This window comes from Variovorax sp. Varisp36 (assembly GCF_047304235.1).
Taxonomy (GTDB): Bacteria; Pseudomonadota; Gammaproteobacteria; order Burkholderiales; family Burkholderiaceae_C; genus Variovorax.
Genome location: NZ_JBGLYU010000006.1, coordinates 142720 through 165523 on the forward strand (window position 1 = coordinate 142720; position 22804 = coordinate 165523).

23 protein-coding genes are annotated in these 22804 nt (G+C 63.7%); 13 read left to right on the forward strand and 10 right to left on the reverse strand.

The features are described from left to right. Nucleotides 1-8 precede the first annotated feature (8 nt). Genes ACCD11_RS06070 through ACCD11_RS06085 form a run of 4 tightly spaced genes read left to right on the forward strand, consistent with a single transcriptional unit; the run spans nt 9 to nt 3914 of the window. Nucleotides 9-1196 carry an alpha/beta fold hydrolase gene (locus tag ACCD11_RS06070; RefSeq protein WP_413312952.1) on the forward strand — a complete coding sequence of 396 codons (1188 nt, stop codon included), beginning with the start codon at nt 9-11 and terminating at the stop codon, nt 1194-1196. A 28-nt stretch (nt 1197-1224) separates the two neighbouring features. Then, complete coding sequence (locus ACCD11_RS06075) at nt 1225-2115, forward strand: alpha/beta hydrolase (RefSeq protein ID WP_413312954.1); 891 nt, start codon at nt 1225-1227, stop codon at nt 2113-2115. A gap of 40 nt (nt 2116-2155) precedes the next feature. Beyond that, nucleotides 2156-2944 carry an enoyl-CoA hydratase/isomerase family protein gene (locus ACCD11_RS06080; RefSeq protein WP_413312955.1) on the forward strand — a complete coding sequence of 263 codons (789 nt, stop codon included), beginning with the start codon at nt 2156-2158 and terminating at the stop codon, nt 2942-2944. A gap of 58 nt (nt 2945-3002) precedes the next feature. After that, nucleotides 3003-3914, forward strand: coding sequence for a LysR substrate-binding domain-containing protein (locus ACCD11_RS06085; RefSeq protein ID WP_413312957.1), 912 nt, complete (start codon nt 3003-3005; stop codon nt 3912-3914). Between the two features lie 45 nt (nt 3915-3959). On the opposite strand, the gene ACCD11_RS06090 is transcribed toward ACCD11_RS06085, so the two are convergent. From ACCD11_RS06090 to ACCD11_RS06115, 6 genes are all read right to left on the reverse strand, one after another. Continuing rightward, nucleotides 3960-4388 carry a cupin domain-containing protein gene (locus ACCD11_RS06090; protein WP_413312958.1) on the reverse strand — a complete coding sequence of 143 codons (429 nt, stop codon included), beginning with the start codon at nt 4386-4388 and terminating at the stop codon, nt 3960-3962. A gap of 81 nt (nt 4389-4469) precedes the next feature. Further along, nucleotides 4470-5489, reverse strand: a complete 1020-nt coding sequence (locus ACCD11_RS06095) for a Gfo/Idh/MocA family protein (protein ID WP_413312960.1) — start codon at nt 5487-5489, stop codon at nt 4470-4472. 77 nt (nt 5490-5566) lie between these two features. Further along, a complete protein-coding gene (locus tag ACCD11_RS06100) occupies nt 5567-6424 on the reverse strand; it encodes a shikimate dehydrogenase family protein (protein WP_413312961.1) in 858 nt (285 codons plus the stop codon). Beyond that, nucleotides 6421-7743 carry an ABC transporter substrate-binding protein gene (locus ACCD11_RS06105; protein ID WP_413312963.1) on the reverse strand — a complete coding sequence of 441 codons (1323 nt, stop codon included), beginning with the start codon at nt 7741-7743 and terminating at the stop codon, nt 6421-6423. Before ACCD11_RS06105 ends, ACCD11_RS06100 begins: the two co-directional genes overlap by 4 nt. Nucleotides 7744-7792: 49 nt before the next feature. Continuing rightward, on the reverse strand, nt 7793-8626 hold the full coding sequence (locus tag ACCD11_RS06110) for a carbohydrate ABC transporter permease (RefSeq protein WP_413312965.1): 834 nt from the start codon (nt 8624-8626) through the stop codon (nt 7793-7795). Nucleotides 8627-8631: 5 nt separating this feature from the next. Beyond that, nucleotides 8632-9543 carry a carbohydrate ABC transporter permease gene (locus ACCD11_RS06115; RefSeq protein ID WP_413312967.1) on the reverse strand — a complete coding sequence of 304 codons (912 nt, stop codon included), beginning with the start codon at nt 9541-9543 and terminating at the stop codon, nt 8632-8634. A gap of 132 nt (nt 9544-9675) precedes the next feature. Here ACCD11_RS06115 and ACCD11_RS06120 point away from each other — a divergent pair, with 132 nt between their 5' ends. The 6 genes from ACCD11_RS06120 (at nt 9676) to ACCD11_RS06145 (ending at nt 14959) form a co-directional block, all read left to right on the forward strand. After that, complete coding sequence (locus ACCD11_RS06120; RefSeq protein ID WP_413312969.1) at nt 9676-10497, forward strand: IclR family transcriptional regulator; 822 nt, start codon at nt 9676-9678, stop codon at nt 10495-10497. Nucleotides 10498-10685: 188 nt separating this feature from the next. Next, a complete protein-coding gene (locus ACCD11_RS06125; RefSeq protein ID WP_413312970.1) occupies nt 10686-11363 on the forward strand; it encodes a hypothetical protein in 678 nt (225 codons plus the stop codon). A 92-nt stretch (nt 11364-11455) separates the two neighbouring features. Further along, complete coding sequence (locus tag ACCD11_RS06130; protein WP_413312972.1) at nt 11456-12517, forward strand: ABC transporter ATP-binding protein; 1062 nt, start codon at nt 11456-11458, stop codon at nt 12515-12517. Between the two features lie 32 nt (nt 12518-12549). Next, a complete protein-coding gene (locus ACCD11_RS06135; RefSeq protein WP_413312974.1) occupies nt 12550-13320 on the forward strand; it encodes a hydratase in 771 nt (256 codons plus the stop codon). 51 nt (nt 13321-13371) lie between these two features. Further along, nucleotides 13372-14262, forward strand: a complete 891-nt coding sequence (locus tag ACCD11_RS06140; RefSeq protein ID WP_413312976.1) for a fumarylacetoacetate hydrolase family protein — start codon at nt 13372-13374, stop codon at nt 14260-14262. Nucleotides 14263-14350: 88 nt separating this feature from the next. Beyond that, nucleotides 14351-14959, forward strand: a complete 609-nt coding sequence (locus ACCD11_RS06145; protein ID WP_413313020.1) for an NAD(P)H-binding protein — start codon at nt 14351-14353, stop codon at nt 14957-14959. Nucleotides 14960-15075: 116 nt separating this feature from the next. Here the strand turns inward: ACCD11_RS06145 and ACCD11_RS06150 are convergent, their stop codons facing one another. From ACCD11_RS06150 to ACCD11_RS06165, 4 genes are all read right to left on the reverse strand, one after another. Further along, nucleotides 15076-15945 carry a helix-turn-helix domain-containing protein gene (locus tag ACCD11_RS06150; protein WP_413312978.1) on the reverse strand — a complete coding sequence of 290 codons (870 nt, stop codon included), beginning with the start codon at nt 15943-15945 and terminating at the stop codon, nt 15076-15078. A gap of 264 nt (nt 15946-16209) precedes the next feature. Then, the gene (locus ACCD11_RS06155; protein ID WP_413312980.1) at nt 16210-17133 is read right to left on the reverse strand and encodes a 3-keto-5-aminohexanoate cleavage protein; all 924 of its coding nucleotides are present in this window, start codon (nt 17131-17133) and stop codon (nt 16210-16212) included. Between the two features lie 55 nt (nt 17134-17188). Beyond that, the gene (locus ACCD11_RS06160) at nt 17189-17941 is read right to left on the reverse strand and encodes an SDR family oxidoreductase (RefSeq protein WP_413312982.1); all 753 of its coding nucleotides are present in this window, start codon (nt 17939-17941) and stop codon (nt 17189-17191) included. Nucleotides 17942-18028: 87 nt separating this feature from the next. Beyond that, nucleotides 18029-18400 (reverse strand): tautomerase family protein, encoded by a 372-nt coding sequence (locus tag ACCD11_RS06165; protein ID WP_413312984.1) that lies wholly within the window; start codon nt 18398-18400, stop codon nt 18029-18031. A gap of 498 nt (nt 18401-18898) precedes the next feature. Here ACCD11_RS06165 and ACCD11_RS06170 point away from each other — a divergent pair, with 498 nt between their 5' ends. The 3 genes from ACCD11_RS06170 (at nt 18899) to ACCD11_RS06180 (ending at nt 21926) form a co-directional block, all read left to right on the forward strand. Beyond that, nucleotides 18899-20182: a serine hydrolase domain-containing protein gene (locus ACCD11_RS06170; protein WP_413312986.1), complete on the forward strand. Its 1284-nt coding sequence runs from the start codon at nt 18899-18901 to the stop codon at nt 20180-20182. A 70-nt stretch (nt 20183-20252) separates the two neighbouring features. Continuing rightward, nucleotides 20253-21245, forward strand: coding sequence for a tripartite tricarboxylate transporter substrate binding protein (locus ACCD11_RS06175; RefSeq protein WP_413312988.1), 993 nt, complete (start codon nt 20253-20255; stop codon nt 21243-21245). 24 nt (nt 21246-21269) lie between these two features. Continuing rightward, nucleotides 21270-21926, forward strand: coding sequence for a flavin reductase family protein (locus tag ACCD11_RS06180; protein WP_413312990.1), 657 nt, complete (start codon nt 21270-21272; stop codon nt 21924-21926). Nucleotides 21927-22804 lie beyond the last annotated feature (878 nt).

A 22804-nucleotide genomic window follows, 5' to 3' on the forward strand; every position in this document is an offset into this window, starting at 1 on the left:
AGACTCCAATGACTTCGCACAACCTATCCACTGCACACGAAAGCGCGTACGCGCCATCCACCTTCGTCTTCATCCACGGCTTCCTCGACGGTTCCGCCGCCTTGGACGCGGTCGTGGCTGGTCTTGGTGACCGCGCCGCGGATGCGCTGCGCGTCGATCTTCCAGGAATGGGCAAGCGCGCCGGCGAGCCCGGACCGCATAGCCTCGACAGCTTCGCCGAAGATGTCGCCACGCAGGTTCGTGCTTTGGCTCGCCCCATCATTCTCGTGGGCCAGAGCATGGGCGCGCAGCTCGCGGAGCTGGTCGCGGGCCAGCTCAATGAACAGGTCCGAGCCCTGGTCCTTCTGACCCCCGTGCCGTTGGCCGGCACCGAACTGCCCGACGAAGTGATGAAGACCTTTCATGCACTGGGAGGGAGCCCCGGCGCGCAACGCGTACTGCGTCGAAATTTTTCGACTAGCCTCGACGACGAACGGTTGGAAACGCTCAGCCGGCTCGGCGACGGCGTCGAGGCCGCCGCAGTCGGCGTCTTCGCCGACATGTGGAACCGGGGCCATGCTCTCGGCGCACAGCACAGCCGATACAAGGGGCCGGTTCTCATCGTCCGCGGCGAGGCCGATCCCTTCGTCACCGCCGAGGTCATCTCGAGCGCCGTTGCACCGCGTTTCGACGAGCCTGTCATCGCTTCGCTGGGCAACGCGGGCCATTGGCCGCACGTCGAGCAGCCGGAAGCCTTTGCCAGGGTCCTCAGCGAGTTCCTGGCGACCGTGGACCATGCCCGGAGCACCGCAGTGGGCCGGCACGATTGGACTCACGCGTTCGAACAGAAGTCGGCGACCGTCTTTGCCGAAGCATTCGCGGCAGACATCGTTCTCGAGGCCAGTGCGCTCGCAAAGCCAGTGATCGGTGCCGAGCAGGTGACTGCGGTGATGGCAGCTGCCAGCACGATCTACGAAGCGCTCGCCTTCACCCGCGAGGCGACGAGCGGGCTGCGCACCTACCTTGAATGGGAGGCTCAGGCCTTCGGTGGCGACAAGCTGTTCGGCGTCACGATCCTCTCAAAGAACGAACAGGGAGAGGTCGTACACGCGGCCATCCACCACCGTCCACTGGGCGGTGCGATGAAGTTCTCGGCCGAGCTGGGCCATCGCGTCAATGGCAGGGTTGCCGCGGCGCACTTCTTCAGCGCGGCCTGATGCACCGCCGTCACAGGAGATCGAGAAGATGAAACGCACCGATGTTGAATTCGAAGTCGATGGCGGCGTCAAGCTTCGCGGCTGGCTCTTCGTGCCGGCCGGCGAGGGGCGTCGGCCCGCCATCACGATGGCGCATGGCTACGCCGGCGTCAAGGAGCATGGCATCGAGCGGTTCGCGAAGGCCTTCGCCGAGGCCGGTTTCGTCGTGTTGCTCCATGACCACCGCGGCTTCGGCGCGAGCGATGGCATGCCACGCCACGACGTCGACCCGTGGCGTCAGATCGCTGACTGGCGACGCGCCATCAGCTACCTCGAGAGCCTGGACGTCGTCGACCCGAAGCGCATTGGCCTGTGGGGGACCAGCTACGCCGGTGGTCACGCGTTGGTGCTCGGCGCCACCGACCGTCGACTGCGCTGTGTCGTTGCGCAGGTTCCGACCATCAGCGGCTACGAGCAGAGCCTGCGCCGCATCCCGCCTGAAGGGGGCGCCGCGTTCGAAGAGGCGCTCGCAGACGATGACCGCGCGCAGCTGCGCGGGGAGCCGCCGCGCCGCCAGGCCATCGTCAGCGCCGACCCCGGCGTTCCCGCCTCCTATCGCGCCCGGGACGCCATCGACTTCTACCTGCAGCCGGTGCCCGCTGGTGCCTGGGAGAACAGCGTGACGGTCCGCTCGACGCGCGCCGCGCGCATGTACGAGCCCGGGCAATGGATCGCTCGCGTTTCACCTACGCCTCTGCTGATGGTGGTGGCCACGCGAGACACCGTCACCCTGACCGATCTCGAGCTCGCGGCGTTCGAACGGGCGCTGCAGCCCAAGCGCCTGGTGACCATCGAGGGCGGCCACTTCGATCCTTACTTGTCGCAGTTCAAAGAGTCCAACACGGCCGCCGTCGAGTGGTTCAGGCTGCACCTGGGCTGACGGCTCCCATTCAACGGATACAACCTCACAGGACTTTTCCATGCCTCATCTGACCATCAGCTTTGACGAGAGCGTTGCCACGCTCACCCTGGACCGCCCGCCGCAAAATCGCATCGACGACCAGATGGTCGACGAGCTGGCCGCGGCAATCACAACTATCGCGGACAGTGGCTCGCGCGCCGTGCTCGTGTGCGGCACGGGAGAAAACTTCTCCTTCGGCGGCGACATCACGAGCTGGCCGGGCGCGGTCACCCAGGAATTGCGCGCGCGCTTCGAGCACTACATGTCGGTGTTCAACCGCTTCGAGCGCATCCCGATGCCGGTCATCGCAGCCGTGCAGGGGCTGTGCTTCGGCGGAGGCTTCGAGCTCGCCCTGCGTGCCGACATGATCTTTGCCGGCGAGTCGGCCACGTTCGGGCATCCCGAACAGAGCCTGGGCATCGTCACGATCCTGGGCGGCGCGTACCGGGTCGCCGAGCGGGCCGGCCGTTCACGCGCTTCCGAGTGGGCCATGACCTCCGAGAAAGTACCGGCGGCCACGATGGAGCGCTTCGGCGTCGTCAACCGCGTCGTCGCTGACGCCGACTTGTTGAACGAAGCGCGTGCCTTCGCGCAGAAAGTCGCGCAGGGCCCCACCCGGGCCTATGCCGCTCACAAGGCGCTGCTGCGGGCCTGGGCCGTCGGCGGTGTGTCTTCCGCCGACGATGCCATGTTCGACATCGCGATGCCGCTGTTCGAGGCCGAAAACGTTCAGCGCGGCCTGAAGTCGGCTGTGGACGCATTGAAGGCCGGCCGGCCCCGCCCGACCCTCGACTTCAAGGGCCGGTAAAAGCAAGTGCGCCGGATGCGGTGTAATGATCGCCTGCACGTCAATTGGAGCAGGCATCATGGACCGCATCACTGCGATGAACGCCTTTGTCCGGGTGGTTGAAGCTGGAACATTCACGAAAGCGGCTGACACGCTCGATGTGCCCAATGCGACGATCACCCGGCTCATTCAGCAGTTGGAGCAGGAACTGAAAGTGCGCCTGCTGCATCGCACCACCCGGTCGGTCACCGTCACGCCAGAAGGGGCGATCTACTACGAGCGCGTGGTGCGGCTGCTCGCCGATCTTGCGGACATCGAATCGTCGACCACGCAATCCTTGGCCAAGCCCTCGGGCAAGGTGCGGGTGGAGACGGCGGCGGCGATCGCCGCGGGGGGCATTGTCCCCGCGCTTTCGGAGTTCTACCAGAGCTATCCCGAGGTCGAGGTCGAGCTCGACGTCGGCAACAAGCACACCGACCTGGTGAGCGACGGCATTGATTGCGCCATTCGCCCCGGTGAAGTGAGCGAGCAGATGATGGTCGCGCGCCGGATCGGCGAGTTCCACTTCGTCACCTGTGCAACACCCGACTTTCTCCAGCGCCACGGAACGCCGAGGACGCCTGCCGATTTGAGTACAAGACCCAGCATCGGCATGATCTACGCGCGCTCCGGCCGTGCGCTGCCATTCCAGTTCTCCGACGGCTCTACAAAGACCGAGCCCGCGCTGAGTCATCGGCTGGTCGTGAGCGACACCAACTCGTACCTGGCAGCAGGCTTAGCGAGTCTAGGCATCATCCAGGCGCCTTCGTACGTGGTTCATGAGGCGATCTCGGCGGGGAGACTCGTCGCGCTGCTGAAAGATTGGCGCACGCCCACGATCCCCGTCCACGTGATCTATGCGCCGAACCGCTACCTCAGTGCGAAGGTGCGTGTCTTCATCGACTGGGCGGTGACGCTCTTCGAGCGCCACGAAGACTTGCGACCCAGCTGATCTTTCCGAAATCCGAAAGTGGAGGCGAGGATGCGCCGCGGCCGCTCAGGGAGAGCATTCGACCGTCACATAATCTGCGGGCGTGTTGATCTCTATCAGCTCGAGGTCGTCAGACTGGCGAATGACGTTGTGCGCCACTCCGGCGGGCTGACTGAGGCAGGAGCCGGCAACGACGGTCACCGGTTCCGGCATGCCGTCAAACCGGAATTCGACCCAGCCTTTCAGCACGTACACGAAGTGCGCGGTCATGTCGTGCCAATGCCAACCGGTCTCCTTGCCGAACGGCTGGACAGCGCGGATGTGCTTGGCGCTGATGCGTCCCCCCGAAGCCTCCGCCATTCCGAGATCCCGGTACTCCACGTTGGCGCGAGGACCATCCCGATGAAAGCGGTTGTCCTCCAGAGGGGTGAGAACAAATTTGGATTTCGCCTGGTCGAGCGCCAAGGGACCTTGGTATCGCGCAGTCTTGCTCATCGGATTCCTTTCAGTTGATTGGCCAGCGAGTGCCGTCGAGATGCGCGGCGCGGGCGTCGGAGGGGAGGGGCGATTGGTCGATCAGCCGGCAATCGGCGCCAGATTCTGGAGCGCGCCCCCTTGCCGGGCCGAAGCGTAGGCCGCGTCCATGATCTGCATCATTGCCTCGGCGTCGCGCAATGACGCAATCGGCTTTGCACCTGTGCGAGATTCAGCAAGGACCCGTTTGACGAACAGGGGGTAGTAGGCGTCGGTGTCCAACTCGAGGCGCAGACTCCGTGTGCCAGCGGCAAGATTGCTTCGGTCGCGGAACTCGATCCGGTCGGGGCCCGATTTCGCGTACATGCGATCGGATGAAAGGGTGAACGAGAATTCGCGCTGCTCGTCCGGCGTGCTGGGGAAGCTGTATCCGGTCTCCACGAGTCCGATCACGCCATCTTCGGTTTGCATCGTCAGCAACGAATAGTCTTCAACCTCACCTCGGTGCGTCCGAGCGTTCATGGTCGCTGAGACGCGCGTGACTTCCTTGCCGGTCAGCAATCTGAAAAGGTCAATGAAGTGCGTCGCGACATTGATCGTGGATCCGCCACCGGAAAATGCGGGATCGAGCGCCCAGCCTGCGCCTGCAGCTTCGTAACGGCCAGGCGGACCAACGATGAACCGGAAGGACATGTAGTTGAAGTCCGAAGGGATGCGACCCTCGGCACCGTGGAGCGCACTGAGCAGGTCGCTCATGCGAAAGATGAGCGGTACCGCGCAATAAAGATCGGCTTCCTCGGTCAGTTTCCGCAGCCGGGTCACCTGCGACATGTTGATGCCGCAGGGCTTCTCCAGCGCAAATGGAATTCGCCGCGCGATCGCCGCCTCCGCGAGCGTTGGCATTTCGGAATGCCGACCGAACACAAACGCGAAATCGACTTCCTCGCGCTCGAGCAGCTCATAGGGCGACGAGTACAGCCTGCTTCCGAATCGCGTTGCGATCGCTTGCCCTTTCACTTGCTCCGAATCGGAAACGGCAACCACCTCGATCTCGGGCGCCTCGAGCGCATCGAGATAGAGCGGGACATGCCAATGGCTGGCTTCCAGCAAAGCAACTTTCATGCGTGTTCTCCTCTCGCGCAGCGAGCCGCACGGAATGCAGCGGCAACCCTGCAAAGCCTATTCATGACATCTTCCTTTCATTGAGATGGCCACAACTGCGTGGTTTCGGGCGCGTCTGGTAGTGACTTCCCGTCAGGTCGGTAATCGAATCCAAGAAAACGCAGGGCGTGCAATGCCTGTCCTTCATGCATGGGGCGTCCGCCTTGGGTGCGGCAACCGCGCGCATGGGCGGCGCGGCAAAGCGGCGTCGGCTCGGGCGCATTGACGATGTCTACGACGATGCTGCCGGGCTCCAGCCGTTCGGGATCCACGGGCATGGCGTCCGTCGCGTTCATGCCCAGCGGCGTGGCATTGATGACGATCTCGAATCCGTGTGGATCGGGCGAGCCGGCTCGCGCGTTGCAGCCTGTTGCGGCCACAACGGCTCCGGCGAGCTCGTCGGCGCGGCGCCCGTCGACATCGAAGATGGTCAACGTCCGGGCACCCGCGGATGCGACTGCGAACGCGATGGCTCTTCCCGCGCCCCCGGCGCCGACGAGAAGAACGGACTTGTTCGCCGGATGGTTGCCCTCCCACTGCATGCCAAGCACACAACCGAGACCATCGAAGATGGCGCCGACCCAGCGCCCATCCTTATCGCAACGGACGACGTTGAGTGCGCCGACCTGGCGGGCAGTCGGATGCAGTTCGTCGACAAAGGCCAGCATCCGTTGCTTGTGAGGCATCGTGACCAGCACGCCGGAGAGATTCCCCAGCGCCCGTGCACCGGTGACGAATGCGGGCAGGTCATTGTCCTTGACCGCGAATGGGATGCACACCGCGTCTGCGCGCTGTTCGGAAAAGAGCCGGTTCAATAATTCGGGCGACTTGGCTGTCGTCAGGGGATCGCCCACCAACCCGTAGAGCCGGGTTGTTCCTGTGACATGCGGCATCATGCTTTGGCCAGCGCTTCGGTATAGCGGGTGCGCACCTCGAGCGCCACGGCTGCAGGTGCCAGATCACGCAGGATCATGCGCTGGAAGGCTTCGCCGCAGATCTGGTTGAAGGTCGACTGGATGATGGAGTAGTTCACCATTCGGCCGCGTTTTTCCACGAGCGCCTTCCAGCCCAGTTGGTCCTCGGCTTCCGGCGTCTTGAAGTAGGCGTCCTTGTAGGCGCTGGCGCGCGCCACCACTTCGCCGCCCCGCGCGGCGATCGCCTGAGCGGCCGGGCTGGCCATGAACTTGACGAACTCCCATGCGCCGCCCTGGCGTGGCGAATGGCGGTTGATGCACATCTGGAAGCCATACACCGCGTGCTTGTCGTCGGGCTCCACCGAAGGGGCCGGCGCCCAGGCCAAGTCGTCGGCCACGGCGGCCTTCAGGCCACGGTAGCGGTACAGCCCGAAGGTGGCGGATGCCACCGTGCCCGCCCGCATCCCATCCTGGAGCTCGTTGTAGGCGAACTGCAGGCTCACGGGTGTCGCCGCTTTCTTCTGGAACAGGTCCTTGACGATGGTGGCTGCCAGCAGCAGCCGCTTGTCGCTAAAGCCGATCTCGCGGCCGCTGGGTGCGAAGAACGGATCGCTGTTGCCCGCAACGATGGAACTCACGATGAACTCCATGAACGCCTGCGCGCCGCCGATCCCGCCGCTCAGGCCGATAGGGACGCCGTAGGCCATCTGGTTCTGTTTGGTCAGCAGCGGGCCGAGCGCGCTCACTTCTGCGTACGTGCGCGGCGGGGTCGCAATCTTCGCCTCGTCGAACTTGCTCTTGCGGTAGACGTAGATCGGGATGCGATAGTCCTGCTGCAAGCCCCAGATCTTGCCGTTGACGCGCGTCTGGTCCATCCCGATCAGCCAGTCCGTGGTGTCCACCTTGTCTCGCGCGATCAGCTCGTCGATGGCCAGCACCGAGCCGGTGGACACGAACTCGGGCATCTGGAAGTTGTTCACGCGGATCACGTCGGGGCTGTCCGACTTGGCGCGCGCCGCGCGTACGCCGTTTTGCCCGGCGGGGTCCACCACCACGCGTACCTTCACACGCGGCTGGCTGGCTTCGAAAGCCGCGATCATCTGCGTCTGCGCCGCCGCACGCGGGTCTTTGGTGTTGGCCGGGTCGAGAAAGGTGTCGTAGGCGATGGTCTCGGTGGTCTGCGCGAAGGCCCGGCCCGCGGGTGCGCCCAGCATGGCAGCCATGCCACCCAGGAAGATGCGCCGGCTCGTACGGGGCGCTGGTTTCTGTTCGTTCATGCTTTCTGGTTTCTGCTCGTTCATGTTTGTCTCCTGGTTTAGGTGCGCATGTCGCGAGTGCGCACGTGGTGGACTAGCCCTTGACGGCGCCGGCGGTCAGGCCGCTGATGAACCATCGCTGCGCAAGCACGAAGATGGCGACGATGGGAAGGGAGGACACCACGGCGTAGGCCATGACATATGACCAGGTGATGCCGATGCTGTCGAACACCTGGTTGACCAGGGCCACTTGCAGCGTGCGGTGCGCCACCTCGGGCGCGAACGCGGCCACGGTGATGTAGTCGTTCCAGGTCGTGACCATGCCGATGACGGCACTTGCGGCGATGCCGGGCCGCACCAGCGGCAGGATGACTTTTGTGAAGGTTTGCCAGTGATTGGCGCCGTCCACTTGGGTGGCCTCGTCCAGCTCGCGCGGCACGGCGTCCACGAAGTTCTGCATGAACCAGACCGTCTGCGGCACCAGGCGCGCGGCCTGCACCACGATGATGACTGCAGCGTTGTTCAGGAGCCCCAGCGCGTCCAACAGGAAGTAGGTCGGCACCAGCAGCGCGACGCCGGGGATCATGGACGTGGACAGGATCAGCAGCATCACGGTGCGCTTGCCGCGGAACTCGAAGCGTGAAGCCGCGTAGCCAGCGGGCGCGGACAGCAGAACCGCCAGCGCGACCGCACCGATCGCGTACAGCACCGAGTTGAACAGGTCGGAGCCGAAGGTCTCGTTCCGGAATACCGCCTTGTACGCCGAGAGGCTGGGCTCGGTAGGGAAGAAGGTGGGCGGATAGGCCATGACGCTGGCCTCGCTCTTGAGCGAGGTGAACACCGCCCAGGACAGCGGGATCAGCACGACCAGGACCAGGGCGGCCAGCACCGCCCAGGACAGCATTTTTTCGGAACGACGGATATGCATGATGTTCAGCCCGAGACGCGGCCGGTGAGCCGCGTGTAGAGGTAGCCAAGGAAGAGATTGACCGCGAGCACCACGACGGAGATGACCGACGAGGGCGAGAGGTCCACCGAGCGGAAAGCGCTGGAGAACACTTCGAAGCTCCAGGTGGCGGTCGAGCCCAGCGGCCCGCCGCCGGTGAGCACCAGGATCAGCGTGATGAGCGTGAGATAGAGGATGCCCAGCGCCAGCGCGGTGCTGCCCAGCGTGGGCGCGATGTGCGGCCACACCGCGTGGCGCAGGCGCGCGCGCAGGCCGCCTCCGTCGATGTCGATCGCCTCGTACAGCTCGGCCGGGATGCTTTGCAGCGAGGCGCTCATCATCACCATCACGTAGGGGAAGGACCACCACGCGGTGACCAGGATGACGAGCACGAGCGCCAGCGAAGGATCGCCCAGCATCAGGCCGGGCTCCATGCCCAGGGACCGCATCAGGTAGCTCATGGGCCCGTACGAGGGATTGAGCAGCCACAGCCAGAAGCAGCCCACCACGCCCATGGACAGCGTCCAGGGCAGCAACAGCAGGGTGCGCACGTACGCAGCGCCGCGCGCAATGTTCTGCAGCGCAAGGGCGCTGGCCAGACCCAGAGGCAGCACCACGGCCAGCGCGCCGAACACGTACAGCAGGGAGTTGAGGCTGAGTTCGAGGAAGGCGGGAGAGGTGATCACCGAGACGTAGTTCGCCAGGCCCACGCCTTCCACCACTTCATAGAGGCGCGTGCGGTGGACGCTCAGCCACAGCACCACGGCCGTGGGGTAGAGCGTGACGGCGAGCAGCACGGCGACGGCTGGCGCAAACCAGGCGAAACGCGCCCAGAAGCCCGGCGGTCGGGGGGGCGCCTGCGCCACAGTCGCGGCCTCCGCATAGGGAATGGCATTCATAAAAACGACCTTACATAGAACATTGTTCCAATGTAGTGGCTTGAATGTGCCTAGTCATGCGGGATATCCCTCGGCTTTGGGTTGCTATGTGATGCTACATTGGAACTCTGTTCTAAATACATGGAGATCTTCGTGGCCACTGGCGACATGATCGAGCGCGTGCTGGACATCCTCACGCTGCTGGCCGACTACCCCCAAGGGCTGCCAATCAGCGAGGTCGCGCGGCGACTGGAATTGCCCAAGAGCGCCGTGCACCGGCTGCTGTCCATCTTGGTGAGGCGTGGGCTGGCGGTGCAGGACGAGTACAGCCAGCGCTACCGCATGACGGTGAAGCTGGCAGCCATCGGCTTTCGTTTCCTCGCGGCCTCCGGCATCACGGAAATTTGTCAGCCCTCCCTGGACCGGCTGGCCGCGCGCACCGGCGAACTGGTACGCCTCGCATTGGTGGAAGACGATGCGCTCATCTGGATCGCCAAGGCCCAAGGTGCGCTTTCGGGCCTGCGTTATGACCCGGATATGGGGCAACCCGTGGTGCTGCATGCCACGTCGACCGGCAAGGCCTGGCTTGCGAGCCTGGACGAAGAGCAGGCCGTGGCGCTGGTCAAGGCGCGCGGCTTTGTCGTACCTTCGCGTTTCGGCCGGCCCATCGTGCGCGATGAGGCGAGCCTGCGTGCCGAACTCGCACTGACGCGCGAGCGCGGCTATGGCACCTCCATCGAGGAAGGGGAGCCCGGCACGTGTGCGGTGGGCTGCGCCATCGTGGATCCGCAAAGCCGCCGCGCCATCGGTACCGTCAGCGTGGCCGGTCCCGTGGCGCGACTCCCACCAGAGCGCATCGCCGCCATCGCGCCGGACGTGCAAGCCACCGCGGCGGAGATCGCCGACCTGTGGCCGAGCCGCAAGGTGATGGAAGCCATGATGGGGATTACGCCGCTGAAAGTCTCCAATGGCTGAAGGCCTTCCCCGTCGGAAGCTTGCCGGAGCCGAGGTGTCCTGCGCAAGCGCCGCACCAGGCGTCGCTTTCATTCACAGGCGTCCATCGTGCGCGGCCGCACGAGCGGTTGCGCTGTGTTTCCGAAGGGTCGGCCAAGCCGCGCTCAACCTGCGCGAGGCCGTACCCACCACATTCAAGGAGCAAAATCATGCTGGCAGGTGAAGGTGCAGTGGCTATCTGGAACGACATCGCCGAGGCCGGGCGCGCGGAGTTTTACGCCTGGCACCTGCACGAGCACATGCCCGAGCGCGTGGGCATTCCCGGCTTTGTGCGGGGGCGCCGCTATCGCGCTGCCGACGCAGCGACGCAGCCGGAGTTCTTCACCCTGTATGAAACCGCGAGCTTCCAAGTCATCCAGGGCAGCGACTATCTGTCGCGCTTGAACGAGCCTACGGAGTGGACGCGTGCGGCCACCGCACATTTCCAGGCGACCACGCGATCACTCACGCGCGTGGTGGCGAGCCACGGCGTGGGCTCGGGTGGCGCGATGCTGACCGTGCGCTTCGACATCGCGGACGACACGGTGCGCGACGTGGTGCCGCGTCTGAGCTCGGCGCTGGAAGCCGCTGCGCGGCTGCCGCGCATCAGCGGTGCGCACCTGCTGGGCTCGGACGTCGGCATGTCGGGCCAGCGCACCGCCGAAAGCAAGGACCGCAAGGACCTGCAGGCCCCGGCTCGCTGGGTGCTGTTGCTGGAAGCCTGTGATCCCGGCGCCTTTGACGCGGCCCTTGCGCTGTTGCAACAGTCCACCGAACTGCGTGACGCTGCCGTGGGTCGCTATCTGCATGAATACACGCGGCTGAAAACCGCCTGGCAAGCGGGGTGAGGGATCACAACCTCCTTCGACCCGGCGTGCGCCCGGCGGCACGCGGCCGGCTGTGCGCGACACCGGCTTCACTTTTTGAATGAGGAGACAAGATGGCAACAGTTGAGATCCAGGACGTAGCCAAGTCCTTCGGCAGCACGCAGATCATCCGCGGCGTGAGCATCGACATCCGAGACGGTGAATTTGTCGTGCTGGTCGGCCCGTCGGGCTGCGGCAAGTCCACGCTATTGCGCATGGTCGCGGGCCTGGAAGGCATCGACGGGGGCGAGATCCGCATCGGCGGGCGCCGCGTGAATGGCCTGCTGCCCAAGGACCGCGACATCGCCATGGTGTTCCAGAACTATGCGCTGTACCCGCATCTCACGGTGGCGGACAACCTCGCGTTCTCGCTGAAGCTGCGCCATGCGCCGCAGCAGGAGACCGAAGAGCGCGTGGCCCGGGCCGCCAAGATCCTGGGGCTGGAGCCACTGCTCACGCGGCTGCCCAAGCAGCTCTCCGGCGGCCAGCGCCAGCGCGTCGCCATGGGCCGCGCCATCGTGCGCGACCCGCAGGTCTTCCTTTTCGACGAGCCGCTGTCCAACCTGGACGCCAAGCTGCGCGTGGCAATGCGCGCTGAGATTCGCGAGCTGCACCAGCGCCTGAAGGCCACCACCGTCTACGTCACGCACGACCAGATCGAGGCCATGACGATGGCAGACAAGATTGTGGCCATGCACGATGGCATCGTGGAACAGGTAGGCACGCCGCTCGACCTGTTCGACCGGCCGCGCAACGTCTTCGTCGCGGCCTTCATCGGCTCGCCGTCGATGAACCTGCTGCCCGTCAAGATGAACGGCAAGGGCGTTGTGGACAACGCGGGCAACCACTGGACCGTGCCCGGTGTGCCGGCCGCAAGCGGGCAGGACCTCACGCTGGGCGTGCGGCCCGAGCACCTGCGGCTGGACGCCGATGGCGTGGAGGCGCGGGTGCTGGTGGTGGAGTCCACCGGCTCGGAGACGCACCTCATCGTGGATGCGGGCGGCACCAAGCTCACCTGCGTGCTGCGCGAACGGGTCAGTGTGCGCCCCGGCGACCAGGTGCGCCTGGGTGCGGACAGCGCGCATGTTCATCTTTTCCGCGTGGACTCCGGCGAACGGCTCGAGACGTTGCACTGATCCTTGCAAGGATCACAAGAGGAATGACCAACATGAAGCCGAGCGCCATCGAGGCTGCCGCGCGCTACCTGCACGCACTTCAGTCGTCGGGTCGCTTCGGTGCAAGGCTGGAGGCCGGCTTGCGCCCTGCCACGCCGCAAGACGGTTGGCGTATCCAGCGGCGGATCAGCGAACTGCGCGGCAGCCCCGCCATCGGCTGGAAATGCGGGTTGCCCCCGGGCGATCGCTGGGTCGCCGCCGCGCTGCATGATGCCAGGCCATCGGGCGGTGTGGCTGCCGCGCCTGCCGGACCAACGGGCGCAGCGCGCATCGAACCCGAACTGGCCTTCGAACTCAAGCAAAGCCTGTCGCCACGGGCCACCCCCTACACCCCTGCCGATGTCAACGCCGCCATCGGTAGCGTGCGGCTGGCGGTCGAGGTGCTCGGTTGTCGCTATGACGATGCTGCAGGCGCCAGCGGCCCTGAACTGATGGCCGACAGCCTGTGGCACCAAAGCGTGGCGCTGGGGCCGACTGTCGCCGTGGACCTTGCGCAGGAGCCATTTCCTGGTCCCTTCGAGATTGCACTCTCGGTGCAGGGCCAGGACGACATCACATTTGCAGCCAGCCACCCCAACGGCGACCCGCGCTTGCCTCTTTACTGGCTGGCCGAGTTTCTGCGCAGCCAGGGCATGGGTCTGGAGGTCGGGCAAGCCGTCATCACCGGCTCATTGGCGGGGGCGATCGACCTGCCGTTCAAGCGTCCCGCCGTGCTTCGCTATGGCAACTTCGGCGAGCTTGCGCTGACGCTCGAGCCGCTTTGACAACGCGGCCTTCAGCCTGAATACCTACTTCAAAAGCCAAAAGGATTCCCCATGCGTCTCGTTCGATTCGGCCCCCGTGGCTCTGAAAAACCCGGCCTCATTGATGCACAAGGCACCTTGCGCGATTTGTCTTCCGTCGTGAGCGACATTCACGGGCCAACACTTTCACCCGAGAGCCTTGCAAGGCTGCGCGCCCTCGATACCTCGAGCTTGCCCGCCGTGCCCGTCGATACACGGCTCGGCCCCTGCGTCGGCCAGGTTCCGAATGTGGTTTGCATCGGCCTCAACTATTCCGACCATGCGGCAGAAACCAACACGCCGATCCCGACGCAGCCGATTGTGTTCAACAAGCACACCAGCGCGCTGGCAGGCCCCAACGACCCGGTCGTCATCGCGCCCGGCTCGGGCAAGCTTGATTGGGAGGTCGAGCTCGCTATCGTGATCGGTCGTCCGGCCTGGCATGTCAGCGAAGCAGAAGCGCTGCAATATGTGGCCGGCTACTGCCTTTGCAACGACGTGTCAGAGCGTGCCTGGCAAATCGAAATGGAAGGCCAGTGGACCAAGGGCAAAAGCTACCTGGGCTATGCGCCGATTGGCCCCTGGTTGCTGACGGCTGACGAAGTGCCGGATCCGCAGAACATCGACCTCTGGCTCGACGTGAACGGAACTCGCCGGCAGACGGGCAACACCCGCACGCAGATTTTCGGCGTTGCCACCATCGTGTCCTACCTCAGCCGCTTTATGGCGCTTCAGCCCGGCGACGTGATTCCAACCGGTACGCCGCCGGGTGTCGGTCTCGGCCAGAAACCGCCTGTGTTCCTGAAGGACGGTGATGTGATGACCTTGGGCAGTGAACTGCTCGGCACGCAGCGCCAGCAAACCATCGCCTACAGCGACGCCATGGGCGCCGCCTGGCGCGCTGGCCACTTGCCTGCGCTTTAAGGCGATTGCCTGCGCGGGTGCATACCCAAGGGGGCCCGGCGAGGATGGGAGCTGCGTTCGCACGCCGGCGACCGTCGAGCCGGTGTACATGCCATGCCTAGCTTCTCGCGGGTGCGACAGGACGCGTTGGGGGCAGATTGACGGCGCTGCTCGTCGACGATCCGGTCGATCTCGTCGTGCTGCCGCGCCAATCCAGCCCAGCGCAACTGCCCGAAGGGGGGCCATTTCCAAGGTCGACTTCAAAGGCGCTGAGACGCTCGGCAGGGCCCTGCGCGGCGTCGACCGGCTCTTCATCGCGCATGGCACCTCCCTCGAACAGGTCGTCAACGAAATCGCGTTGATCGATGCAGCCGTCGCAACAGGCGTTCGGCACATCGTCAAACTGTCTGCCCTCGGTCCTGCGACCCGGCTTCTGCCCCTCGCCTGGCATATGCAGATCGAGGCGCATCTGGCACGGCAGCCGATCGCGTCTACGGTCTTGCGGCCGACGACCTTCCCCGATGTGCTCAAGCGCGTGGGGCCACACATCGCCACCGGGTCCTGGGCTGGCGCTGCGGGGAATGGCCGAGTGAACTTCATCGATACCCGCGATGTTGCCGAGGTGGCGCGCATCGCGTTGCTTGAGGAGATCGAGCCAACGTCGCAACGTGCGTACCACCTGTCCGGCCCGCGCAACCTCAGCGAATTTCGAGCCTGAGCTCTCCATTCCCCCGCCCGCCAGGAATCGAAACATCGCGCGCAGGCGAGCCGGCTCCGAGTTGGCCCACTGGCGCGGTTTCCCGAGACGGCAGCTGGGTCGATCCGTGGGATGCATCAGCGCATTGCAGCCCTGCGGAAATCGGACGGCGTCACGCCGGTCGCCTTCTTGAACGCAGTGCTGAAGTGCTGAGCATGGCTGAAGCCGCATTCCAGCGCGACTTCAGTTGCAGTGCGGCGAGGATCCAAAAGGAATTCCTTGGCCCGCTGCAGACGCAGGCTGTACACAAAGCGCAATGGCGTCTGACCGGAACTTTCCCGAAAAGCCCGCATGAAATGCCGAGGACTGACGCCGGCGATTTCCGCCAAGCCATCGATCGTGAACGGTCTCGACAAGTCGGCCTCGATGTAGTCGATGACGCGCCGCAAGCTGCCAGGTGCGAGGCCCCCGGACGGGCGAGCGGTGGCTGTCGGGTTACCGTTGACGCGCCCGAGCAGCGCGAGTGCTTGCATTGCCCAACCCTCGGCGAACAGCCCGTAAAGGCTGTCTGCATTGCGCGCCTCACGGCATAGAACCGAAAGGCCACGTTGCAGATCGTCATTGCCGAAGGCAATCAGCGGCCTGTCGAAGTGGCAGCCAGTGTCGGACGCAACGGTCGGGTCGAGGAAGACCACCGTGTAGTCGAAGTGCGGGGCGACGTCGAACTCGCCTTCGACCGAAGTCGAGGCCGGGAACAGCGCAAGGCTTGTTCCTTGTCTTATTCCGGAGTGGATGCGGCGGCCGTCGAGCTCCAGATTCAACTCTTTAAGGCCGTTGCGAAACCAGAACAGCGCGAGCCGCGGTTGACGAAAGCGCCAGGAAATAGGGCCGGTCGCTCGGCGCGCGAGGACTTCAAGATGCGTGGTGCGCGAATCAACAATCGTGCCGGATACGAATTCGCCTCCCACCTCGCGATATTCCGTTTGTGCGTCTAGGTGGCCATGCATTGCTTGCCTCCGCTTCGGCCTTGCGTCCGTCATTGTGCGGCGCGTCCTCTCCCCTGACCTTGCAAGCGAATCAATTGCGGGTGAGTTCCCCTTGAAGGGAGAGCCGTCGACACATAGACAGAGGTCAAATCAACCGTCTCGCTTGCGTCTCCATCCTACTACACCTTGGCTCCTTGTGCTGTGCTGCAGCAACGGCGTTGCGATGAGCCCAGGGCAACGAGCCGCCGCCGTTGGCTTTGGCAAACACGTCAACCCTGTTCCCTCTCAGAACTTGACTTTCCCGATGCCTTTCAGTTGGAGGATTTCCCGGGCTTCGTTCGGGCTGGCGATTTCGAGACCAAGCCCTTCGATGATCTGGCGCGCCTGCAGCACCTGCGCCGCATTGCTCTCGGCCAGCGTGCCGCGTCCAAGCCATAGGCTGTCTTCCAATCCGACGCGCACATTGCCGCCCATACTGGCAGACATTGCTGCAAGGCGAAGCTGATCCTTGCCTGTCCCCAGCACCGACCAGCGATAGTCATCGCCGAACAGGCGATCGGCTGTCCGCTTCATGTGCAACACGTCTTCTGGATGCGATCCGATACCGCCCAGGATCCCGAACACGGTCTGAACGAAGAACGGCGCTTTGACCAGGCCACGCTCGGCGAAGTGCGCCAGGTTGTAAAGATGGCTCACGTCGTAGCACTCGAATTCAAAGCGCGTGTCGTTGGAAGCACATTGCGCCAGGGCGTATTCGATATCCCTGAAGGTGTTGCGAAAGATCAAGTCACGACTGGCTTCGAGCGCCTCGCGCTCCCAGGCATGTTTGAACTCCTTGAAACGCGCCAGCATCGGGAACAGTGCGAAGTTCATGGAACCCATGTTGAGAGAGGCCACCTCGGGCGCAAAGCGCATCGACGGCTGGATGCGTTCCTCGATCGTCATGTAGGGCGAGCCACCGCTGGTGATATTCAACACTGCATCGGTGCGTGCCTTGATCTGCGGCAAGAATCGACCGAATGCATCGGGGCTTTGATCTGGCTTGCCCGTGACAGGATCACGCGCATGCAGGTGAATGATCGCGGCGCCAGCTTCGGCCGCGCCCACCGAGGCTTCGATGATCTCTTCCGGTGTAACCGGTAAATGCGGAGACATCGAGGGCGTGTGGATCGCGCCGGTGACAGCACATGTGATGATGACTTTGCTCATATTGCGAAAGGGAAGCCCGCATGAGATGGCCAGTTTGGTGCCACCGTCGCCATCTTCAGATCTGGGCCTTGCCACCGTCGACGAACAGTTCAATACCGTTGACGAAGCTTGAATCATCGGAAGCAAGGAAGACTGCCACCTTGGCAATTTCGTCCGGATCGCCGACGCGGCCCATCGGGATCTTCGATGCGAGGGCGTCCAGTATTCCCTGCTGCCGTTCTGCATCTGTGCCGGCCAGGTTGAACAAGCCCGGCGTCTTGGTGGGTCCAGGGCTGAGCGTGTTGACCCGGATGCCGCGGCCCTTCAGATCGAGAATCCAGTTGCGGGCGAATGAGCGTACGGCGGCCTTTGAGGCGGCATAGACACTGAATGCCTCGGTGCCGCCGCTGGCAGCGGTGGAGCCATTCAAGATGACTGATGCGCCGTCCGCTAGCAAGGGCAGAGCCTTCTGCACCGTAAACAGTACGCCCTTGACGTTACTGCCAAAGGTGTTGTCATAGTGTTCCTCGGTAATCTTACCGAGCGGCAGTTTCGAGCCGACCCCTGCGTTGACGAACAGCACGTCGATTCGGCCCTTTTCCGATTTCACCCAATCAAACAGCGTGTCCAGTTCGGCCATGTTCGATGAGTCGACCCGCATTCCGGTGGCGTTACCGAGTTCGGACACCGCGGCATCGAGTTCGGCCTGCCGACGGCCGGTGACAATGACATGCGCTCCTTCGCTGGCGAACCGCTTGGCGGTGGCGAGCCCGATTCCCGTGGATCCACCGGTAACGATTGCGATCTTGCCGTCGAGTTTGCGTGACATGAGAGTTTCCTTGATTGATTGCGAGTGGAGTGGGCTCGGATGCTGCGAGGATCAGTTGCGTGCAGATGCGCGCAGACTGCCTTAACCTCATACGCGAGGGGCTTCGGGCAGGCGTTCGCCGCCACGCACGACGTACTTGGCGGGATAAAGCGCGACGAGAACCTCGACTTCGTCCTCTGAAGCCCCGGTGCACGCGCTCCAGATCGAGCTCACCCTTTTGGCCAGCGACAGCACGGCGCCGTCGCTGCGCCCGTCCCGTATGTGGCAGAAGATCAGCGTTTCAGCGGTGGGCTCTCCCGAACGGTAGGTGTTCTCGGGAGCGGCTTCATGGAAGACGACGCTGATCAGGTCGAGCGGCGAGAGGATGATTTCCCTGATGGCGCTGGTGAACTCGGCGGCCATCCTGGCCTTGACGCCGGCTGGGATTGCGGCCTTGCATTCGCAAACAATGACGGGCATTTCGTGTCTCCGTGGAAAGGGGGCTATTGAGGCTCCCAGTCTCTCGGAGCAAAGCCGTTGCCGATTGCAGCGCGGCGCCACCACTTGCTTGGGAGTGCCACGAATGGGTTCCTGACAGATACGGGTTGCGTCTGCGTCAATGACGTTGCCGGAGGCGCCGCGTTCGGAGCCTGGTGTACATGAAACCTTCGTGGCCGCACGGTCATGTCCGCGCCGATTCAGTGCTCCGTGAATGCGTCCAGCGCTCCATGCCATGGAGGAAATCCTTGTTGACGCAAAGCGGTTGATGGCATAGCCTTCGTTTACTAAACGATCGTTATATTGTTTGGGCGATGCCACTATGCAACGTGAAATCGGAGACAACTTGATGGTTTGAGGACTGATCACACTCGCACAAATGTGCACCCAGGCTCGGAGCTGACGCAGCTGGCCAAGCCACAACGAATGATTCTTCAGTCACAGCACCTTGCCGTTCTTGGCCGGTGCACGGAGACAAACTTGGCACAAGCTCGCAGAACCCTTCTCAGGGCGACCGCAACCTTGCCGGCCGCGGCTTTCAGCGCGCCATCAGAAGAAACCACCGCGCTGAAGGCCAGCGCCGATGCCGTGCTGGCCCGTGCCGTGGCATACGGCGACACGGCCGGCGTAGCTGCTGCGGTGATTACTCGCGATCAGACCCTCTACGCCGGAGCGCAGGGGGCGCGCACGCTCGGCGCCACCGCAGCAATGGATCTGGACACGGTGATGTTCATCGCCTCCATGACCAAGCCGATCACGAGCGCCGCAGCCATGCAGCTGGTCGAGCAGGGCAGGTTGAGCTTGGACGATCCAGCTGCCGCAGTTGTCCCCGAGCTGGGCGCTCTCAAGGTTCTGCAGGGCTGGGACGCGAATGATGCACCCCTGCTGCGCGATGCAGAGGGGCAGCTCACTCTGCGGCACCTGCTCACCCACACGTCCGGGTTCGCCTATGAGATCTGGAATGCGAACCTTGGGCGCTTCTGCCGAACACAGAACATCCCCGGCGTTCTGACGGGACAGAAAGCGGCGCTGCGCGTGCCTCTGTGCTTCGACCCCGGCACGCGCTGGGAATATGGCTTAGGCATCGATTGGGTGGGCCAGCTTGTCGAGGCCGCCAGCGGCCTGAGCTTGGGTGAATACTTCCAGCGCAACATCACAGGCCCGCTGGGCATGGACAGCACGGCGTTCAAGATCAGCGCGCCCATGCGCACCCGACTTGCGGGCATGCACTTGCGCGGCGACGACGGAAAACTGTCGGTGATCGATCTCGGCAAAGTGCAAGATCCCGAGTTCGAGTCAGGCGGCGCGGGCCTGTACTCCACCGCCAACGACTACCTGAAGTTCATGCGCATGATCCTCAATGGGGGGCAGGGCAATGGCAATCAGATCCTCCGGCCGGAGACGGTGGCCCTGATGTCGCGCAATGCCATGGGCGCGCTTCGCGTGAGGAAGCTGCCAACGCAGATCCCCTTTTTCTCACGCGACGTGGAATTTTTCCCTGGCGTTCCCACCACCTGGAGCCTGGGCTTCTTGGTCAACGAGGGCGCGGCGCCCACCGGCCGCAGCGCCGGCAGCCTGGCGTGGGCGGGACTGGCCAACACGTACTTCTGGATCGATCCCAGTCTGAGCATCGCAGGCCTGGCTATGACGCAGGCTCTGCCGTTCTCGGACCCGAGAACCCTTGACCTGTTCCACGGTTTTGAAAAGAGCGTCTATGCCTCGCTGAACTGTTGCCCTGAAGGGAGGATCACCGCCTCAGATTGACTGTGCAGCACCCATGACATGACCGATCACAACACCTTGCCGGCCTTTCGACTGGCGCACGGAGACAAACATGAAAACACCGATCCGCAGACTCTTTGAGACCGCCCTTGTTGCGGTCGCACTTTGTGGTGCCGCGGCCACCGCCAACGCGCAGCCCTATCCGAACAAGCCCATCCTGATCAAGGTCGCCTATCCTGCCGGGTTTGGCGTTGACGCCTCGGTGCGGCCATCCGTACCCGTGCTGCAGCGCGCCCTTGGACAGTCTCTTCTGGTTGACAACATGCCTGGCGCGAACGGCTCCATCGCGGCGATGAACGTGCTGAACGCGTCGCCTGACGGATACACCTTGCTCGCAACCGCCGGTCCGGACTTCGTGGTGGCGCCGCTCACGGTCGCTTCGGCCAAGTACACGTTCGACAGCTTCAAGCTCATTGGTTCGTTCGGGATTGCGGACATGGTCCTCGTCAGCCATCCCGACCGACCTTTCAACACCCTCAACGCACTCGTCGAACAGTTGCAAAAGCCAGGCGCGAAGGAGCTTTCCGTTGCCCATTGGGGCCAAGGCACGCTCGCTCATCTCGCGGCCGCTGAATTCCAGGGGCGTGTCGGCGCCAAGTTGCTGGAGGTGCCGTACAAAGGCATCGCTCCCATCGCCACGGCCATCGGCGGCGGCGAGGTGGATCTCGCCTTTGTCCCTCTTGCGGGACCAATTCTGGGAATGATTCAGACTGGGCGCATCAAGGCCATCGCCATCGCGAGCCCCAAGCGTCATCCGCTCCTGCCGAACCTGGCGACGCTAAGTGAGGACGCTCGGTTCAAGAACTTCGAGTTCGGCATCTGGACCGGCCTGTTCGCGCCCGCTCGCACGCCCGATTCCGTCGCTGCGCGCCTGAGCACGGCCTTTCGAGAATGGAATGACAGTCCGGAATTCCTGGCGCTCGCCACCGCGCAGGGTTTGCGCAAGCTGGACTCCATGACCCTCCCGCAGGCAGCGACCTTCTTGCGTGCAGAAAACGAGAAGTTCATCAACGTCGCCAAGACGCTTCATCTGGTGGCGCAATAGCGCCGCTACAGAAAGGCCCCTCAGATGACCGTTCGAGACTTTCATTACTACGAGCCCGCCAAGGGTCACGGGCTGAGTCACAACCCGCTCAATGCGCTGGTAGCGCCGCGGCCTATCGGCTGGATCTCGTCACGCGACGCCCAGGGGCGGGTCAATCTCGCACCCTACAGTTTCTTCAATGCGTTCAACTACGATCCACCGATCATCGGATTTTCTTCGATCGCCTGGAAAGATAGCGTTCAGAACGCATCGGAAACGGGTGAGTTCACTTGGAACCTGGTCACGCGCGAACTCGGCGATCAGATGAATCAGACCTCGGCACCGCTTCCGCATGGGGAGGACGAATTCCCGTTCGCGGGCCTCACAGCGGTGGCAGGCCGCATGGTCAACGTCCCGCGGGTGGGCGAAAGCCGCGCTGCCATGGAATGCAAGGTGATCGACATCGTGCAGTTCCGAAACACCGCGGGCGAAAAGGTAAGTGGCTGGTTAGTGCTGGGCGAAGTGGTGGGCGTATACATAGACATGGCACTTCTGAAAGGCGGCGTCTATCAGACGGCAGAGGCGTATCCGATCATGCGCTCCGGGGGGCTGAATGACTATGTTCAGGTTTCGCCGGAGAGTGTTTTTCAGATCGCGCGGCTCGCGGGCGCCAGCAGCCCGTCGTCGCATGGCAAGGGATAGCAACATCCGCTAGATGTCAGAGTCAGAAGCAAGCGCGGCGTGTGTTGCGCTTCTTTTGAGCCGCGCGCCGACAGTGTTCGCGCGCTGACTCGTCCGGCCGTCGCGCCTGCAGCCTGCCACATACTGCGGTTCCGCGCTTCGGATCAGACCACTGTCTCTCGGCATGAGCCGAGCAGAATTCCGATGAAGCGAGCGCCGCCGCGGCCCCATTCCTGCGGCTCATTGGCCTCGTATCAAGACCACGCGGTATGAGACGCAATGTACGCTCTGAGCGCGGGGCCCCCGTGCGCTTGATTGACTTGGCGCGCGCCATGGGAATGGCGGAATGCAGCCTGCATCGAAACCTTCGTCCATTGTTGGCGGCGCGATGGATTCAACGGGAGTACGTGGCCGACCGGTGCCGGAGGCTGGGCTGCAGATGATGTGGGGGGCTCACGAGCTTCAATATCAAGCCGAACGGCAATTGGCTGAAGCGCTTGGCGCGAGGACTCGAGCATCTGCGCGTCGCCATAGAAGACTGCATGCGCCTGTTGCAGGAGGAAGGCGCACCTGGTTCCTACTCGACGTGCACGCCATAAGAGTGTCACGACGTGTCGTCTAGACGTTCCGGGGGCGCCGGTGCGTGGAGGTCGCTCATCGAAGCGTTGCACTTCCAGTCAGGGAAGAGCCATCTCAGGCAAGTTTTCGAGACACAGCTCCGCGTGGTTGCGCTGCTTCAATTCGAATCAGGGCAAAGCGTCGGCCGCGCGACTGGTTGGGCTCTCCAACTGCGCGAGGGTGATCATTTTCGTCGTCCATCCCGAAGCTCGACGGCGGACGTAGAACAAGTCATCGGCTTCAGTCCGTCGCCGTGCCGCTTCTCAGAGGGTAGGCTGTTG